The organism is Intestinimonas sp. RTP31139st1_F5_RTP31139_211217 (assembly GCF_040226735.1).
GTDB classification, from domain to species: domain Bacteria; phylum Bacillota; class Clostridia; order Oscillospirales; family Oscillospiraceae; genus Intestinimonas; species Intestinimonas butyriciproducens.
On the sequence record NZ_JBCOAQ010000045.1, the window covers coordinates 1 to 16495 of the forward strand.

A 16495-nucleotide genomic window follows, 5' to 3' on the forward strand; every position below is an offset into this window, starting at 1 on the left:
GTTCTCCGCCCGGTCCCGCCATACCCCGGTGGCCAGCCCCGCCAGATTAGCGCATCCGAGGGCTGTGGTTTCGCGGATCATGGGGCGGCGGACCTCGCGGCGGAGGATATCTGCCTGGAACTGCATCAGAAAATGATCCCGGCTGGCCCCACCGTCCGCCCGGAGACCGGAGAGCGGGATGCCGGTGTCCCGCTCCATTGCGCCCACCAGGTCGGCCACCTGGTAGGCGATGGATTCCTGGGCGGCGCGGATGATATGCTCCCGACGGGTCCCGCGGGTCAGGCCCACGATGGCGCCCCGGGCGTACATGTCCCAATAGGGCGCGCCCAGGCCGGTAAAGGCCGGGACCAAATAGACCCCGCCGGTGTCCGGGACCTTCTGGGCATAGTATTCCGCGTCCCGGCTCTCAGTGAGAAAGCGCATCTCATCCCGCAGCCACTGGATGACCGCCCCACCCACAAAAACGGAGCCCTCCAGCGCGTACTGGACCCGACCTCCCAGGCCCACGGCGATGGTGGTGATGAGACCGTTCCGGCTCTCGCAGGGCCGGTCGCCGGTGTTCATGAGGAGAAAGCAGCCGGTGCCGTAGGTGTTCTTGGCATCCCCCATGTCAAAACAGGTCTGGCCGAAGAGCGCGGCCTGCTGATCTCCGGCGATACCCGCGATGGGGACCTTGGTCCCGGCAATATCGGTGTAACCGTAAATGGAGCTGGAGTCCCTCACCTCGGGCAGCATGGCCTTTGGGATATCCAGAGCCTCCAGCAAATCGTCGTCCCACCGGAGACGGTGGATGTCATAGAGCATGGTGCGGGAGGCGTTGGTGTAATCGGTGATATGGACGGCTCCCCCGGTGAGCTTCCAGAGAAGCCAGGTGTCCACGGTGCCGAAAAGAAGCTCCCCCTTTTCCGCACGCGCACGGGCCCCCTCCACGTGGTCCAGAATCCAAGCGATTTTGGTGGCGGAGAAATAGGCGTCGGGCACCAGGCCGGTCGTCCTGCGGATGTGCGCCTCCAGACCGTCGGCCAGGAGGCGGTCTACGATCGGCGCAGTGCGGCGGCACTGCCAGACGATGGCGTGATAGACGGGCCGCCCCGTGGCCTTCTCCCAGATAATGGTGGTCTCCCGCTGATTGGTAATGCCGATGGCGGCGATCTCCGCGGGGGAGACGCCGGTCTGCGCGATGAGCTCCATCATCACCGCGTACTGGGAGGACCAGATCTCCATGGGATCGTGCTCCACCCAGCCCTCATGGGGGTAGTGCTGGGTGAACTCCTTCTGCGCGCTTCCCACGATGTTCTGTTCGCTGTCGAAGAGAATGGCCCTGGAGCTGGTGGTGCCCTGGTCAAGCGCCAGGAGATAGCTGCCCGTCATGATTGGAACCTCCTTGTGTCACATATCCCGCGTGGCGATAAAATTTCGCCCCGTGCCGCAGATGTTTTCCAGGACCACCTGTCCAGTTTGGATAGGTGCGGAGAGGGTTACGCCGTTGAGCGCCTGAACGGCGGCAAAGACCAGTGATTTTGGAATGGGACCGTCCGTCTTGACCGGGCAGCGCCGATGGGCCGCCCCTGTGATGCCCACGGTGGAGGAGACGCTCCGGATCGGGCGGGTGAGCTCGGTCTTTCCATATTCTATCCCCCGTGGACACTGGTTACCCGTCACGGCGTAGCCGTTCTTTTCGTCCACCCGGAGGCGGCAGCCCTTGGGGCAGAGGATGCAGGTGAGTTCGGTCATGGCGTGTCCTCCTCTACGGAAATGGTCAGGTCGCCGCAGCACTGCTCCAGCAGCGCCCGGGGCAGGACCAGACGCTCCATCTCGCCGGGGGAGAGCCTTCTGCGGCGATAGCGGGCCACAGTACGGCCGCCGGAACACACGGCCAGGTGGCAGGGGCCGTATACCCCGGAGGGGCGGAGAAAGAGGTCGCAGAATTTCTCCACCCGTTCAGGCCGCAGGCGCTGCGGCGCGATGGAGCCGACGCCCTCGCCGCATGTTACCCGCCATATGGGCGTTTCGTCGGGGAAAGGGGAGAGGACGTACCGAGCCGCCGCAGCGCCGGCCTTCCGGCTCTCAGCGGTGACATGGTCCACCAGATCGTGGACATGGGCCACATTGCCGCAGGCGAAGACCCCGGGCAGGGAGGTCTCCATGTCCTCGAAAACAACGGCGCCGCGGGTGCGGGGGTCCAGCTCGATACCCGCCTGCCGGGTGAGCTCATTTTCCGGAATGAGCCCCACGGACAAAAGGACCGTATCACAGGAGAGGGTCCGTTCCGTACCGGGGATGGGGCTCCGGTCGGCGTCCACCTGGGCTATGACGACCGATTCCACCCGCCTTTCCCCGCGGATCTCGGTGATGGTGTGAGAGAGATAGAGCGGGATGTTGAAATCCTGAAGGCACTGGACGATATTCCGCTGGAGGCCGGAGGAGTAGGGCATGGCCTCAACGCAGCACAGAACTTTGGCCCCCTCCAGGGTGAGCCGCCGGGCCATGATGAGGCCGATGTCGCCGCTGCCCAGAATGACCACGCGGCGGCCGGGGAGGTAGCCCTCGATGTTGACATACCGCTGCGCCGCTCCGGCGGTGAGGACGCCGGCGGGGCGGGTGCCCGGGATGGAGAGGGCGCCGCGGGTCCGCTCCCGGCAGCCCATGGCCAGAATCACGCTCCCGGCCTCTTCCACGCGATAGCCCAGCGCGGGGCTCACCATGTGGACCCGCCGCTCTTGTGTGAGTTCCAGAACCGTGGTGTCCGTCCACAGCTCCACCCCGGTTTCGGAGAGCATCCGGAGAAAACGCCCGGCATACTCCGGACCGGTGAGCTCCTCCTTGAAATAGTGAAGGCCGAAGCCGCTGTGGATGCACTGGTTCAGGATGCCGCCCGGCTCCCGGTCCCTCTCCACCACTAAGATGCGCGAAAGGCCCTCTTCCCAGGCGCTGTGGGCGGCGGCCAGCCCGGCGGGGCCGCCGCCGATGACAATGAGGTCATACATGGGCAGGTCCTCCCTTCGTCTCCCCGGCCAAAAGCCAGGTGCCCGCCCCCTCCTGGAGGATACGGGTGGCGGGAATGCCCAGCGCATCGCTCAGAAGCTCTACCAGCCTGGGCGCGCAGAAGCCGCCCTGGCAGCGCCCCATTCCAGTATTGGTCCTGCGCTTGAGCCCGTCCAGGGAGCGGGGGGGAATGGGGGCGCGGAGGGCGTCCAAAATCTCCCCCTCGGTGACGGTCTCGCACCGGCAGATCACGCGACCGTATTCCGGGCGCTGCCGCACCAGCGCGGTCATCGCCTCCGGGGAGAGGGTATGGAAGCGCAGGCGCTTCCGCTCGCAGATGAAATCGGGCTTGAGGCGCAGGGGAAGGCCGGCGGCGCCCAATAGCTCCACCGCGTACTCCGCGACGGCGGGCGCGGCGGTGAGACCGGGAGAGCAGATGCCGGCCAGATCAAAGAAGCCGGGGGCGCCTTCCGCCTCGCGGATGAGGAAATCTCCGCCTTCGGCCACGGCCCGCACCCCGGCGAAGCTGCGGATGTCCTCCTGAAAACAGATGGAGGGAATCGAGCGGAGGGCCTTTTCCCGGACGTAGGCCAGCCCCTGGGAGGTGGTGGCAGTATCCCCGCCCTCTACCGGCTCGGCGTTAGGGCCCACGATCAAATTCCCATGGACGGTGGGGGCCACCAGCACGCCCTTGCCCTGAGGGCCGGGACATGGAAAGACCACGTGAGAGACCCGGCTCCCCTCCGATTTGTCCAGCAGGTGGTACTGCCCCCGGACGCCCCGCAGCGTAAAGGCGTGGGGCGCGGCCAGATCGTGGAGCCGGTCCGCCTGGAGGCCGGCGGCGTTGAGGACGCAGCGGGCCTCATAGCTACCGGAGGCGGTCTCCAGCCGCCAGCCGCCACCCACCCGCCGGATGGCGGTGACGCCGGAGCTCAGATGGACCTGGACTCCGTTGCGTACGGCGGTCTCTGCCAGGGCCAGGCAGTATTCCCAGGGGGAGCAGATGGCGGCGGTGGGGGCATGGAGCGCGGCGATGACCTGGGGGCTCAGGCTGGGCTCCAGGGCGCGGGCGGTGGAGCCGTCCAGCAGCTCCAGGCCGGGAACTCCATTGCGCAGGCCCCGGGCATAGAGCGCCTCCAGCGCGGCGCGCTCCCCTGCGTGGAAGGCGATCACCAGGGAGCCTGTGGGCCGATAGGGAACGTCCAGCTTGCGGCACAGCTCTCGGGCCAGCGCGGCGCCGCGGACGTTGCAGCGGGCCATGAGGGAGCCGGGCTCCGGGTCATACCCGGCATGGAGAATGGCGGAGTTGGCCTTGGTGGCGCCGCAGGCCACATCGTTCTCCCGCTCCAGCACCGCTACGGACAACCGATATTTGGACAGCTCATAGGCCGTTGCGGCGCCGGTGATGCCGCAGCCAATGAGGATGACATCGAACATGGGGGGACCTCCCATCTTAGTAAAGAAACGGCGGCCGACACTGCGGGACGGGCAATGCGGCTGTCTCTGCCATTCGGCTGCGGGAGCAGGACGAATGGATGCGCACGGTTTTCCTTGCCTGTCCCGCCCTGCCGTGGTATAGTGGTGGCACAAAACACAAAAGGGAAGGCGGCGCGAGCATGTATCGGACGGAAGTAAAGGTAGCCGCTCTGCCGGTGGCGGAGTGGATGAAAAGATACTGTTTTCCTGGGCGGTTTTTGCATTCCTGTAAGCAGTGCCCGGACTATGGCCGGGTGTGGTCCTGTCCGCCCGGCGTGCCGGAGGCCGGAGATTATCTGGGGGCCTATCGCATGGCACACATCATCGGGGTGAAGGTCCTCTATGATGACGGAGAACGGGCAAGAGCCCTCCGCTCCCCTAAGGAGGCCGAGACGGTGCGCCAGGAGACCTACGGCGTGGTGAAAAAGGCCCTGCTGGAGGCCCTGCTGGCCTTTGAGCGCGTCAGCCCGGGCGCTGTCACGGTGGCGGCGGGCCGCTGCGAGCAGTGCGAGGTCTGCACCCGCCTCCAGGACCTGCCCTGCCGACGCCCGGAACGGATGCGCTATTCCTTCTCCGCCTTTGGATTCGATCTCACCGCGTTGGCGAAGGAGCAGCTCGGCATGGATCTGCTGTGGGCTGGTGAGGGGCTCCCGGAGTACAATGTGGCGATCGCCGCCTTTTTGACGAGGTGAGCGTGTGGGCATTGAACTGGAGCAGAAATATGTGGTGGACTCCCAGCGGCCCTGGCAGGTACAGGCGGAGCTCCTCTCCCTTCTGAACCGGGCGGGGTACGAGGTGCGCCTCCTGGGAGAAACGCCCCAGGAGGACGTCTATTACGATACGCCGGAGGACGACTTCCTGCTGACCGGCGGTTCTCTTCGGGTCCGCAGGAGGGGGGAGCGGCGGGTCCTCACGCTCAACACGCCTGTGGGGCAAACTCCGCAGACTGGCGCCTTTGCCCGGCGTGAGGAGGAGCTGGAGCTCTCATCGGATGCACTTCCGGCGGACTTTCTGCGGGAGCGCCTGCCGGAGCTGGACCCGGACGCGCTGCGGCCGGCGGCGCAGGTGGAGAATCTGCGGCGGACCTATGAGGTAAAGGGGCCGGCCGGATGCCGATTTGAACTGGCCTTTGATGATGTGATCTTCCGGGACGCCGGAACAGGGGAGACCGCCCGGGAACGGCAGGTGGAGATCGAGCGTCTGGAGGGAACGGAGGCGGACCTGGCTCGTTTGGTGCGGGAGACCGCCGGACGGGTCGCGGCGCTGCGGAGCGTCAAGGACTCTAAATACCAGCGCGCCAGAAAGCGCGCGGGGCCTGAGGGCAGACGCGGTCAAGACAAAAGGACTCCGCCGGGATAAAGCACGGCGGAGTCCTTTTTATCGCCTTTTCAGAGGTCTTTGACCATGATGTTTTCATGGACTCCGGGCACGATGGCGTCGGGCACATAGCCCACCTTTTGATAACCCATGGACTGGTAGAGCGCTTTGGCCCGGGGATTGAAGTGACTCACCATGAGGGAGGCCTTCCGGTACCCCATGGCACGAGAGACGCCCTCAAAGGTCCGCAGCAGCACATGGCCCACACCCATGCCACGGAACGACTTTTTTACCCCGAGAAGGGCCAGATAGGGAAAAACGTCAAAAAAACCCGTCATCTCTATCCACATGGCGCCCGCCACCTCATTCTGAGAAGTGACGGCCAGCCACAGCTCCCCTTTCTCCACGGCCGTGGCCAGCATACCCTCCAGCCTGCCCTCCGCAGTGAAATAATGGTCGTAGAGAGCGCTGTCCAGAAAGACCTCACGGCACTCCGCAAGGCGGCTTGGGTCTGCCTTCACAATGGTCACATTCATGGCATGCTCCATTTCCGCCCTTAAAAATAGGTGAGATTTTTCGGCTTGACGCTCCAGCCGATGGCCCTCTGGATATCCTCGGCGTAGCTGGGATCGGAGAGGGTCATGCGGTCGTAGGCGAGAAACTCGCGCAGCGGAATGGCGCCCATGACCAGAGAGGAGAGGTCGGCGATCTGGGTTGAGAGGGTCACGTCGGGCGTGCCCGTCTCCGTCAGCGTTACCGTGCCGCCGTTTACCTCCAGGAGGAAGGTGCCGTTATTGTGCTCCAGGAAGGTGTCCCGCACCTGGAGCGCCAGGGTAAAGGGGCGGGATACGGGGACTTCGCAGTGGGTCTGGACGGAAAAATACTGCCTGATGTCGAAGATACGTACCATATAGCCCATAGTTTTCCGGCCGATCTCGTGGATACAGCCGTCGTGGGCGCGATTTTCTCCCGTGTCGGGGTTTTTGAACATGACATGGAGATATTCGTCAGGGCTGAGGATGCGGACCCGTTCGATCTGATCCACCTGAGAGGCGAAAAAGGTCATGAACTGCTTGAGGGTCTCGGCGTCCTCATAGATCATCTCACGGACCATAAGATCATGGTACATATCGGTGTAGTGGTCCACGTCCACAAATTCGAAGGTGAGATAACCGGTGATGCGCCCGTCCCTGCGGCAGACCACCACGTAGGGCATGTCGAAGATGCGGTGCGGGTCCATGAAATGGTGGACCGTGGCGCCGTTGGTCCTCTCGGCATAGGCCCGGTAGAACCGAAGGATATCCTCCTTGTCGTCGGGACCGGCGAAGGAGAGGCCGGACTTGTCCCCGAAGGAACGGATCATGCTGGGCCGGGGCTGGTAGAGAATGTTCTCGTTGCAGTAGCCGTAGCCCATCTTGCGGTAAAACGAAGGCATGAAGGGATGCAGACAGCCGATGGCTGTACCTAGCTTCTGGTAATAGCCCATGAGGACGCGGAGCATGGTCATGGCCGTATGCTCCTTCTTCCGCAGGAAGTTGGTGGACACATAGGCCGCCGCGCCCATAGGCATCATCACGCCTCTGACGTTGAGGGTGAAATCCATCATCAGGATGGAACCGACCAGGGTCCCATCGTCGTCAAAACAGCCGAGGTAGCGCCCCTCGTCCGGCTGGTACAGCTCGCTTTCCATATTCCTGAGCAGCGCGTCCGGAGTCTTGGACGGGAACGAGGAGACCACGTTCCGGGCCAACTGCGCCGCCTCGGAGGGGAGAACGAACCTGATTTCCATTGACACACTCCTTTTGGTTGCTGGTTGCGTCGGGGAATATTCTGTTGTTATGGAGGCCGGCTGGACGGCCTCCGCGCACCTGCTTTGACCCCTCTATTATGTCAGCGTTTTGCCCGGATGTCAAACCGTTTTTTGTGAAAGTGTGGTAAAAGCTGGGATGGGAAAGAAAAAATCTTGACAAATGACCTAATGCGGCGTAAAATTTCTACAGTTAACATCTGCGTACGAGGCTAGTACGGGATGTCACGGTGAGAGCGGATGCGGGGCAGCGTCCTGAACGAGAGTACGTTCAGGGCGTTTTTTGTTTGCCTAAGTACCGCGTGAAAGTGCAGGAGCACGGAACAGGATAAGGAGCGTGAGATATGAACTCCTTCAGCGTACGCACCAAAATCATGGAGGGCGGCGGGCTGGAGACTCTGGCCCCAAAGCTCCACAAGGTCTTTATTGTCACAGACGGCTTTATGGCCTCCAGCGGGAAGGTGAGTTATATCACCGAGAAGTTGGACCGGGCGGGCGCAGAATATCGCGTGTTCGACCAGGTCAAGGCAGACCCGGATATCGGTACGGTGACAAAAGGCGTGGATATGATCCAGGAGTTTCACCCTGATGCGGTGATCGCCTTTGGTGGCGGCTCTCCCATCGATGCGGCCAAGGCCATCGTCTTTTTTGCGGCCAAGACATGCGATATGCGCGAGTGCATGTTCATTGCCGTACCCACCACCAGCGGCACGGGCTCCGAGGTGAGCAAGTTCGCGGTGATCACCGACCCTGAAAAAGAGGTCAAGTACCCGTTGGTGGAGGACAGCCTCCTGCCCGACGTGGCCATTCTGGACGCGGAGCTCACCGTCAGCGTGCCCCCCTCCGTTACGGCGGACACCGGCATCGACGTGTTCACGCATGCGGTGGAGGCGCTGGTGTCCACTGCGGCCACTGATTTTTCCGACGCGGCGGCGGAGAAGGCCATCAAACTGGTGCGCAGGCACCTGATGACCGCCTACCACCAGCCAGGGGATATGGCCGCCCGCCAGGGCATGCACAATGCCTCCTGTCTGGCCGGCGTGGCCTTCTCCAATTCCGGATTGGGCCTCAACCACGGCATGGCCCACGCGCTGGGCGCGCGTTTCCACATCCCCCACGGCAGAGCCAACGGGATCCTGCTGCCCTATGTAATGAGTTTCAACGCCGGCTGTTCGGAGAGCCTGACGCCTGTGGCCAAGCGGTATGCCAAGATCGCCCGCCTGCTGGGCCTGGAGGCTACCAGCGTCCGCCAGAGCGCGCTGAATCTGATCCGAACGGCCAGGAGATATGTGGAGCAGCTCAACATTCCCTCCAGCATCCAGGCGGCTGGAGTGGACAAGGCCGAGTTCGAGGCCGAGGCGGAGACTATGGCGGAGGCCGCCCTGGCGGACCGCTGCACGGCCACAAATCCCCGGCTCTGTAGCAAAGAGGAGATCCTTCAGGTCTTCCACAAGGCCTATATTGGAAGGCTTCCCTGATGCGGGATGCGGCGGATGATCGGGACCGGCCGGCTGAAAAGCCGGCGTCCCGGCGCCCGTGCTCATAAAAAGATTGACAAGAAGCATGGCAACTGCTAAAATATACAAAAAGCACCAGAAGGCTTATATGTGCTTTGTATAAAATGGGCGGACGGCGCGGCGCTAGTGCTGGAAGCAGAGTGATTTTATAGAGAACGAGCGATGTAGCTCCCAGGATTGATTGACAAAAGGTTGATCCTTGGGGGCTATTTATGTCTTTTGAGGACATACTCTGTGGAAGGATCGTGAGCCCTTTGATTGAATTGGATGAAAAAAAGCGAATTATTCAGGAGTTTGTTCCCGGCAAGCAGGTGACGCTGTGCCACGTGATTGCCAATCCGAACGAGTCGCTGTATACAAAGCTGGGATTAATTGACGCCCGGGGCGCCGTGGGGATCATGACGATCACCCCCAGCGAGGCCGCGATGATCGCGGCCGATGTCTCCACCAAGGCCGCGGCTGTGGAGATCGGCTTTGTGGACCGCTTCAATGGCTCCTTGGTCATCACGGGAGACGTGGCGGCCGTGGAGGCCGCGCTGCGCAACGTGATGCAGGTCCTGTGCAACATGATGGGGTTCAGCCCTGCGCCGCTGACCAAGACCTGACGGAGCGGCTATGGAGGAGAAGAGGAAGCGGATCATCCTGATCGGGCGCTCCACCGCAGGGAAAACGACTCTGTGTCAGCGCATCAATCACGAGGATTTGGCCTATCATAAGACCCAGACGGTCCAGATCGTCAATCAGACCATGATTGATACGCCGGGAGAATATTTGGAGCGGCGGTATTTCCGGGGTGCGCTGATGGTGACCGCGACGGACGCGGACATCATTGTGCTGGTCCAGGATGCCACTGAAAATGGGACGATGTTCCCCCCTGCCTATAACACCCAGTTTGCCAAGCCTACTTTGGGTGTGGTCACGAAGAGCGACCTTGCCACACCGAAACAGGTGGAGACGGCGAAGAAATTTTTGCAGATGGCGGGCGCAAACAAAATATTTGTCACCAGCAGCGTCAGCGGCGAAGGAGTCGATGAGCTTTTAAAGTTCCTGGGCTACTTGTAACGGGCGGACGGACGCCGTCAGAACAAGGAGGAAGAGTGTATGTGCAAGGACGGGATTCGGGTTGTTATCGCGGATGACGAGCCCATCACCCGGATGGATTTGAAGGAATTGCTGAGCGAAGAGGGGTATCAGGTGGTGGGAGAGGCCGCAGACGGCTTCGACGCTGTGGAGGCCTGCAAGCAGAGTCGGCCCGACCTGGTGCTCATGGATATCAAGATGCCCCTTCTGGACGGGCTGTCCGCGGCTAAGATCCTATTTGAAGAGAACTTGGCCGACACGGTGATGATGCTCACGGCGTACAGTGAGCGGGAATTCGTGGACGAGGCCAAACATATCGGGGTGGCCGGATATCTGGTCAAGCCCATCGATGAAAAGTCTCTGGTGCCCAGTATTGAGTTGGCGGTGGCCCGCAGCAAGGACATGAGGAAGCTGCGCAAGGATATGGAAAAGGTGTCGGAGCGGCTGGAAAACCGCAGCATCATCGAAAAGGCCAAGGGGCTGGTCATGACCCAGGAGGGAATGACCGAACAGGACGCCTATGACTATATCCGCAAACTTTCCCAGACGAAGAACCTGTCTATGCGCCGCGTATCGGAAATCATCCTCCTGAAGTCGGGGGGGTGACAGGATGGATATCATCGAGGAGCTGTGTAAAAAGTATACGGACCTCACGGATGAGGAAATCGCGATCATACAAGGGATGAGCGCCGTGCTCCAGCCCTTGGCCAACCTGGAAGACGCGGATATTTTTATTGATTGTCCCTCCGAAGACGGGGACGCCATTGTGGTGGCGGAGGCAAAACCCTCCTATGTTCCCTCGTCTTACAAGAAAACTGTGGTGGGGCTCTTGGCCAAGCAGGAGAATGAGCCCGCCGTGGCCCGGACGTTTCGGCTCGGGGTGGCCACCAAGCAGATGAAGGCCGTCACCCAGGAGAATACGAGAACCATCCAGTCTGTGGAGCCCATTAAGAACGGAGACCGGGTGATCGGCGTTCTTATCCGTGAGCAGCGGGTCGACGAGCAGCGGCAGGTCAGTGAGCGGCTCCACTTTTCTGAACAGAGCTATGAGCAGATCGCCAATGCCCTTACCCATATGGTGGGCAGCAACAACTGGCTCACCGAATGCATTGACGAGGCCTTGATTATGGTGGACAAGGGCGGGCTGGTCACCTTCCGCAACAGTCTGGCCCGGGACCTTTACCGGCAGCTTGGCTACATAGAGGACCCGCTGGGCCAGATTTATGAAAACATCCGCCTGATCGACTCCACAGATGACGCGGAGGACCAGTCCGGCTACTCGGTGGTAGAGACCAGCGTGGGGCGTCACAGTTTGTCCATCAAGCGCATCCAGCTCGACAGCGAGGATATGGATTTCGCCGTGGTGATCCAGGATATCACTTGGAAGAAGGAGCAGGAGAAAGCCTTGATCCTCAAATCGGTGGCCATCAAAGAGATGCACCACCGGGTCAAAAACAACCTTCAGACCATCGCCAGTCTTCTTCGGCTCCAGGTCCGGCGCTCGGACAATGGAGAGACCCGCAAGGTGCTGGGCGAGAGCATGAACCGGATCCTCTCCATCGCCACGACCCATGAGTTGCTGGCCCAGAGCGGCGTGGATCAGGTAAAGATCGGCGAGGTCATTCTCAACATTAAAAACAACACGGTCCGCTATTTTGCCCGCCCCCATTTTGATGTGAGCATCACGCTGGAGGGGGATGATTTCGAGGTAGACTCCGACATCGCCACTTCGGTGGCCCTCATCATCAACGAACTGCTGCAAAACTCTCTTCAGTATGCCTTCGAGGACAGGGAGACCGGTCTGATCCGCATCGTCGTCACCCGCGGGGAGCTGTATTCCCGGATTGAGGTCATTGACAACGGCGGAGGCTACGATGTGGAGAATGTCCGCACCGACCGGCTGGGACTCTCCATTGTCCAGACGATGGTGAAGGATAAGCTGCGGGGAAATCTATCCGTGGAGTCGGGGCCCGGCGGGACCCATGTGACCTTTGACTTTAAAAATCAAATTATGGAAGTAGCCGGCGTGACGTAACGCCGGGGAAGAAAACGGTGCGTTGCAGCCCGAATGCGTGGGATTTTTCCGCGCGTTCGGGCCTTTTCTATTGGTGGAACCAATTATGAAGGGAAGCAGGTGAATGCCTTGCATGAAGTGATCCTCAGCGTGGGTATCGATATCGGCACCTCTACGACACAGTTGATCTTCAGCCGCCTGACCATTGAAAACCGGGCCAGCAGCTACACGGTGCCCAGGATCCAGATTGTGGAGAAGGAGGTCATTTACCGCAGCCTCATCTACTTCACACCTCTCAAGTCGAGCACAGAGATCGACGCTGAGGCGGTGAAGAAAATCGTTCGGGACGAATACAAGGCTGCGGGAATGACGCCGGAAGACGTAAAGACCGGCGCGGTCATCATTACCGGCGAGACCGCGCGCAAGCAGAATGCCAACGATGTCCTGGAAGCGCTCTCCGATTTGGCGGGAGACTTCGTAGTGGCCACGGCGGGCCCTGATCTGGAGTCGGTTCTCTCCGCCCGGGGCGCCGGGACTGACAAGCTCTCCCACGAGCACCGGACGACGGTGGCCAATCTGGATGTGGGCGGCGGCACGACAAACATTGCAGTTTATGAGAAGGGAACCCTGCGGGGGGTGTGCTGCCTGGATATTGGCGGCCGCCTCATCAAAGTCGACGGCGGCAGGATCACCTATCTCTTTCCCAAGATCCAGGCGCTGGCGAAGGCCCACGGCATCAGCCTCAGCGTGGGGGACCCGGCAGAGGAGCAGAAGCTCCGCAAGGTCTGTGATTTGATGGCGGACCAGTTGGCGCAGTCCCTCCACCTCAAGCAGGCGGACGTCGACCACGCCGGACTCTATACCAACGGCGGCAAACCCCTCCCCACCCAACCGGAGATCAAGGCGATCACTTTCTCCGGCGGTGTTGCCGACTGCGTTTATCAGCAGATGGAGGGTGACATATTCCGTTACGGCGACATAGGTGTGCTGCTTGGTCAGGCCATCCGGGCGAACCCGGAGCTCCAGGCCGTACAGCTCTTCCGGGCCGCCGAGACGATACGGGCCACGGTGGTGGGCGCGGGGACGCATACCACCGAGGTGAGCGGGAGCACCATACACTATGCCGAAGGCAAGCTCCCGATCAAGAATATCCCCATCTTAAAGGTGTCCGAGGAGGATGAGGCGTCGCTGGAAACGTTCAAGTCCTCCGTCACCCAGCAGATGCCGCTCTACAAGCCTGAGGGCAAGGTGGAACAGATCGCCATTGCCTTCAACGGGGAAAAGCGCACCAGCTTTGCAGAGATCCAGAAGCTTGCGGCGGCAATCATTGAGAGTGCAAAGGAGGTGATAGAGAGCAAGTATCCCTTGATCCTTGTGGTGGAGGCCGATATCGGCAAGGTCCTCGGGAACGCCGTCAACGTGCTGCTTGACTTTAAGAAAGACGTCATCTGCATCGACGGCATCAAGACCCTCAGCGGGGACTATGTGGATATTGGCGAACCAGTCGCAGACGGGCATGTGGTGCCCGTAGTGATCAAGACCCTGATCTTCAATACTTAACGAGAGGTGAAGTAGCGTGATTCTCAAAACAAAGCTGTTTGGCCATGTGTACGAGTTCAAGAGCGTATGCGAAGTGATGGCCAAGGCCAACGAGGAAAAATCCGGCGATAAGCTGGCAGGCATTGCCGCCGAAACTGCTGAGGAGAGAGTTGCCGCGAAGGTGGTTCTCTCCCATCTGACGCTGAATGATCTGCGTAACTCCCCTGCCGTTCCCTATGAGGAGGACGAGGTCACCCGTATCATCCAGGACGCAGTCAATGAGACCATCTTCAATGAGTTCAAGAACATGACGGTGGCCGAGTTCCGTGAGTGGCTTCTGGACGAGCGCACCACCACCGAAATGATTCGCCATGCTTCCAGGGGCCTGACTTCCGAGATCGTGGCCGGCGTATGTAAGCTCATGAGCAACCTGGATCTCATCTATGCCGCCAAGAAGATGCGCGTATCCGCCCACTGCAATACGACCATCGGTCTGCCCGGGACCTTCTCCTCCCGCCTGCAGCCCAACCACACCACCGATGACCCCAAGGGTATCATTGCCTCCGTGATGGAAGGCCTGTCCCTAGGCTGTGGCGATGCCGTCATCGGCCTGAACCCGGTGGATGACTCTCTGGAGTCCGTGGCCCGCATCCTGAAGATGTTCGATGAGTTTAAGCGCAAGTGGGAGATTCCCACCCAGATCTGCGTGCTGGCCCACGTGACCACCCAGACCGCCGCCGCCGACAAGCTGGGCGCGCCTCTGGACCTGATGTTCCAGTCCATCGCCGGCTCTCAGAAGGGCAATGAGGCCTTTGGTCTCACCGCCGAGATGCTGGATGAGGGCCGCGCCACCATGCTCAGCCGCGGCACCTGCACCGGGCCAAACGTGATGTACTTTGAGACCGGCCAGGGCTCTGAGCTCTCCTCCGAGGCCCACAACGGCTGGGACCAGGTGACCATGGAGGCCCGTTGCTATGGCTTTGCAAAGCGATATCAGCCCTTCCTGGTGAATACCGTGGTCGGCTTCATCGGACCTGAGTATCTGTACGACTCCAAGCAGGTCACCCGTGCCGGTCTGGAGGACCACTTCATGGGTAAGCTCACCGGCATCCCCATGGGCTGCGACGCCTGCTACACCAACCATATGAAGGCGGACCAGAACGACATTGAGAATCTGGCCACGCTGCTGGTTGCCGCTGGCTGCAACTACGTCATGGGCGTTCCCGAGGGTGATGACTGCATGCTGATGTATCAGTGCACCGGCTACCATGAGGCGGCCGCCCTCCGCGAGATCTTTGGCCTGCGTCCCATCGCAGAGTTTGACGCGTGGCTGGAGAAGATGGGCTTCTCCGAGAATGGAAAGCTGACCCCCAAGGCGGGCGACGCTTCCGTGTTCCTGGCGAAATAAGGGAGGAGGTGTGATTCATGGATGAGAAAGATCTGAGAACAATCATTGAGCAGGTACTCAGCGAAATGAACGTCGGCAGCACCACTGCCGCAGAGACGGGCGCATGCTCCAAGGTGTGCGACAAGCCCGCCAACATCGAGGATGGCTGCATCCCCGATATCACCGAGGTGGACATCCGTTCACAGTATTTGGTGGAGCACCCTGAGCATGGCGAAGAGTACGCCGAGCTGAAGATGAACGCCCCCTGCCGTCTGGGCATTGGAAAGGCCGGCGCCCGCTATAAGACCCTACCCCAGTTGGAGTTCCGTGCCGCCCACTCCGCGGCGCAGGACGCCGTATTCAACGACGTGGATGAGAAAATGGTGGAGGATCTGGGCCTCTTCATCGTGCAGACCCAGTGTGACTGCAAGGACACCTATCTGACCCGCCCTGATCTGGGCCGTAAGCTCAGCCCGGAGGGTGTGGCCACGATTAAAGAAAAGTGCAAGAAGAATCCCACGGTCCAGATTTACGTCTCCGACGGACTCTCCTCTGCCGCGGTGGCCGCCAACATCCCCGATCTGCTGCCCGCCATTCTTCAGGGCCTGCAGAACTATAAGATCGATGTGGGTACGCCCTTCTTTGTGAAGTACGGCCGCGTGGGCGTGATGGATGAGATCTCCGAGATCACCGGCGCCGAAGTCACCTGCACCCTGATCGGCGAGCGTCCGGGCCTCATCACCGCTGAATCTATGTCCGCCTACATCGCCTACAAGGCCACCGTGGGTATGCCCGAGGCACGCCGTACCGTGGTGTCCAACATCCACAGAAACGGCACCATTCCTGCCGAAGCCGGTGCCCATATCGCCGACATCATTAAGATCATGCTGGAGAAGAAGGCCAGCGGTACGGATCTGAAACTGTAAGGAGTAGGGAGGAAATTCTACCATGAAAAGAGATCCCGTAAGAGCAAGCGTACTGGCGACCAAGATCATCCCCAACGTGGCGCCGGATATGGCCAAGGAGCTGGGCCTTCTGCCTGGCGAGAAGTCCCTGGCCCTGGTCACGTCCGACTGTGATGATGTGACCTATACCGCCCTGGACGAGGCCACGAAGAAGGCCGACTGCCGCGTGGCGTATGCCAAGAGCTTCTACGCCGGCGCGGCCAACGCCAACACCAAGCTGGCCGGCGAGATCATCGGCATCCTGGCCGCCCCCAACCCCGCGGAGGCGAAGGCCGGTCTGGCCGCCTGCGTGGATATGATCGAGAACGTGTGCCACTTCGTCTCGGCCAACGAGGACGACACCATCGTGTACTATGCCCACTGCATCTCCCGCACGGGTTCCTACCTGTCCGAGGGAGCGGGGATCGC

17 protein-coding genes are annotated in these 16495 nt (G+C 61.0%); 11 read left to right on the forward strand and 6 right to left on the reverse strand.

Annotation, left to right across the window (positions count from 1 at the left end):
• From glpK to ABUA09_RS16385, 4 genes are all read right to left on the reverse strand, one after another.
• Window positions 1-1371 (reverse strand): glycerol kinase GlpK (gene glpK / locus ABUA09_RS16370; RefSeq protein WP_349949533.1); only part of this gene is annotated, 1371 nt, incomplete at its 3' end.
• 18 nt (window positions 1372-1389) lie between these two features.
• A complete protein-coding gene (locus ABUA09_RS16375; protein ID WP_033119399.1) occupies window positions 1390-1734 on the reverse strand; it encodes a DUF1667 domain-containing protein in 345 nt (114 codons plus the stop codon).
• Window positions 1731-2987 carry an NAD(P)/FAD-dependent oxidoreductase gene (locus ABUA09_RS16380; RefSeq protein ID WP_075704335.1) on the reverse strand — a complete coding sequence of 419 codons (1257 nt, stop codon included), beginning with the start codon at window positions 2985-2987 and terminating at the stop codon, window positions 1731-1733. Before ABUA09_RS16380 ends, ABUA09_RS16375 begins: the two co-directional genes overlap by 4 nt.
• Window positions 2980-4422 carry an NAD(P)/FAD-dependent oxidoreductase gene (locus tag ABUA09_RS16385; RefSeq protein ID WP_349949534.1) on the reverse strand — a complete coding sequence of 481 codons (1443 nt, stop codon included), beginning with the start codon at window positions 4420-4422 and terminating at the stop codon, window positions 2980-2982. The genes ABUA09_RS16380 and ABUA09_RS16385 overlap by 8 nt, the downstream gene beginning before the upstream one ends.
• A 179-nt stretch (window positions 4423-4601) precedes the next feature.
• Here ABUA09_RS16385 and ABUA09_RS16390 point away from each other — a divergent pair, with 179 nt between their 5' ends.
• Both ABUA09_RS16390 and ABUA09_RS16395 read left to right on the forward strand, forming a co-directional pair.
• Window positions 4602-5153, forward strand: coding sequence for a DUF2284 domain-containing protein (locus tag ABUA09_RS16390; protein ID WP_075704333.1), 552 nt, complete (start codon window positions 4602-4604; stop codon window positions 5151-5153).
• 4 nt (window positions 5154-5157) lie between these two features.
• Window positions 5158-5820, forward strand: a complete 663-nt coding sequence (locus tag ABUA09_RS16395; RefSeq protein WP_349949535.1) for a CYTH domain-containing protein — start codon at window positions 5158-5160, stop codon at window positions 5818-5820.
• A 29-nt stretch (window positions 5821-5849) separates the two neighbouring features.
• On the opposite strand, the gene ABUA09_RS16400 is transcribed toward ABUA09_RS16395, so the two are convergent.
• The gene (locus tag ABUA09_RS16400; protein WP_279202103.1) at window positions 5850-6314 is read right to left on the reverse strand and encodes a GNAT family N-acetyltransferase; all 465 of its coding nucleotides are present in this window, start codon (window positions 6312-6314) and stop codon (window positions 5850-5852) included.
• A gap of 20 nt (window positions 6315-6334) precedes the next feature.
• Window positions 6335-7567, reverse strand: coding sequence for a GNAT family N-acetyltransferase (locus tag ABUA09_RS16405; RefSeq protein ID WP_279202105.1), 1233 nt, complete (start codon window positions 7565-7567; stop codon window positions 6335-6337).
• Window positions 7568-7929: 362 nt separating this feature from the next.
• On the opposite strand from ABUA09_RS16405, the gene ABUA09_RS16410 reads away from it, so the two are divergent.
• The 9 genes from ABUA09_RS16410 to eutL all read left to right on the forward strand — a co-directional run.
• Complete coding sequence (locus ABUA09_RS16410; RefSeq protein WP_033119080.1) at window positions 7930-9063, forward strand: 1-propanol dehydrogenase PduQ; 1134 nt, start codon at window positions 7930-7932, stop codon at window positions 9061-9063.
• A gap of 251 nt (window positions 9064-9314) precedes the next feature.
• The gene (gene eutS, locus ABUA09_RS16415) at window positions 9315-9707 is read left to right on the forward strand and encodes an ethanolamine utilization microcompartment protein EutS (protein WP_195608255.1); all 393 of its coding nucleotides are present in this window, start codon (window positions 9315-9317) and stop codon (window positions 9705-9707) included.
• A 10-nt stretch (window positions 9708-9717) separates the two neighbouring features.
• Entirely contained in the window at window positions 9718-10164 is a 447-nt protein-coding gene (locus tag ABUA09_RS16420; protein ID WP_033119081.1) for a EutP/PduV family microcompartment system protein, read from the forward strand.
• A gap of 39 nt (window positions 10165-10203) precedes the next feature.
• Window positions 10204-10788, forward strand: coding sequence for an ANTAR domain-containing response regulator (locus ABUA09_RS16425; RefSeq protein ID WP_033119082.1), 585 nt, complete (start codon window positions 10204-10206; stop codon window positions 10786-10788).
• A 4-nt stretch (window positions 10789-10792) separates the two neighbouring features.
• Entirely contained in the window at window positions 10793-12217 is a 1425-nt protein-coding gene (locus ABUA09_RS16430) for a sensor histidine kinase (RefSeq protein ID WP_033119083.1), read from the forward strand.
• Window positions 12218-12325: 108 nt separating this feature from the next.
• Entirely contained in the window at window positions 12326-13756 is a 1431-nt protein-coding gene (gene eutA / locus ABUA09_RS16435) for an ethanolamine ammonia-lyase reactivating factor EutA (RefSeq protein ID WP_033119088.1), read from the forward strand.
• Between the two features lie 16 nt (window positions 13757-13772).
• Complete coding sequence (locus ABUA09_RS16440; RefSeq protein ID WP_033119084.1) at window positions 13773-15143, forward strand: ethanolamine ammonia-lyase subunit EutB; 1371 nt, start codon at window positions 13773-13775, stop codon at window positions 15141-15143.
• A 17-nt stretch (window positions 15144-15160) separates the two neighbouring features.
• On the forward strand, window positions 15161-16048 hold the full coding sequence (eutC, locus tag ABUA09_RS16445; protein ID WP_033119085.1) for an ethanolamine ammonia-lyase subunit EutC: 888 nt from the start codon (window positions 15161-15163) through the stop codon (window positions 16046-16048).
• A gap of 22 nt (window positions 16049-16070) precedes the next feature.
• Window positions 16071-16495 (forward strand): ethanolamine utilization microcompartment protein EutL (gene eutL, locus ABUA09_RS16450; RefSeq protein ID WP_349949536.1); only part of this gene is annotated, 425 nt, incomplete at its 3' end.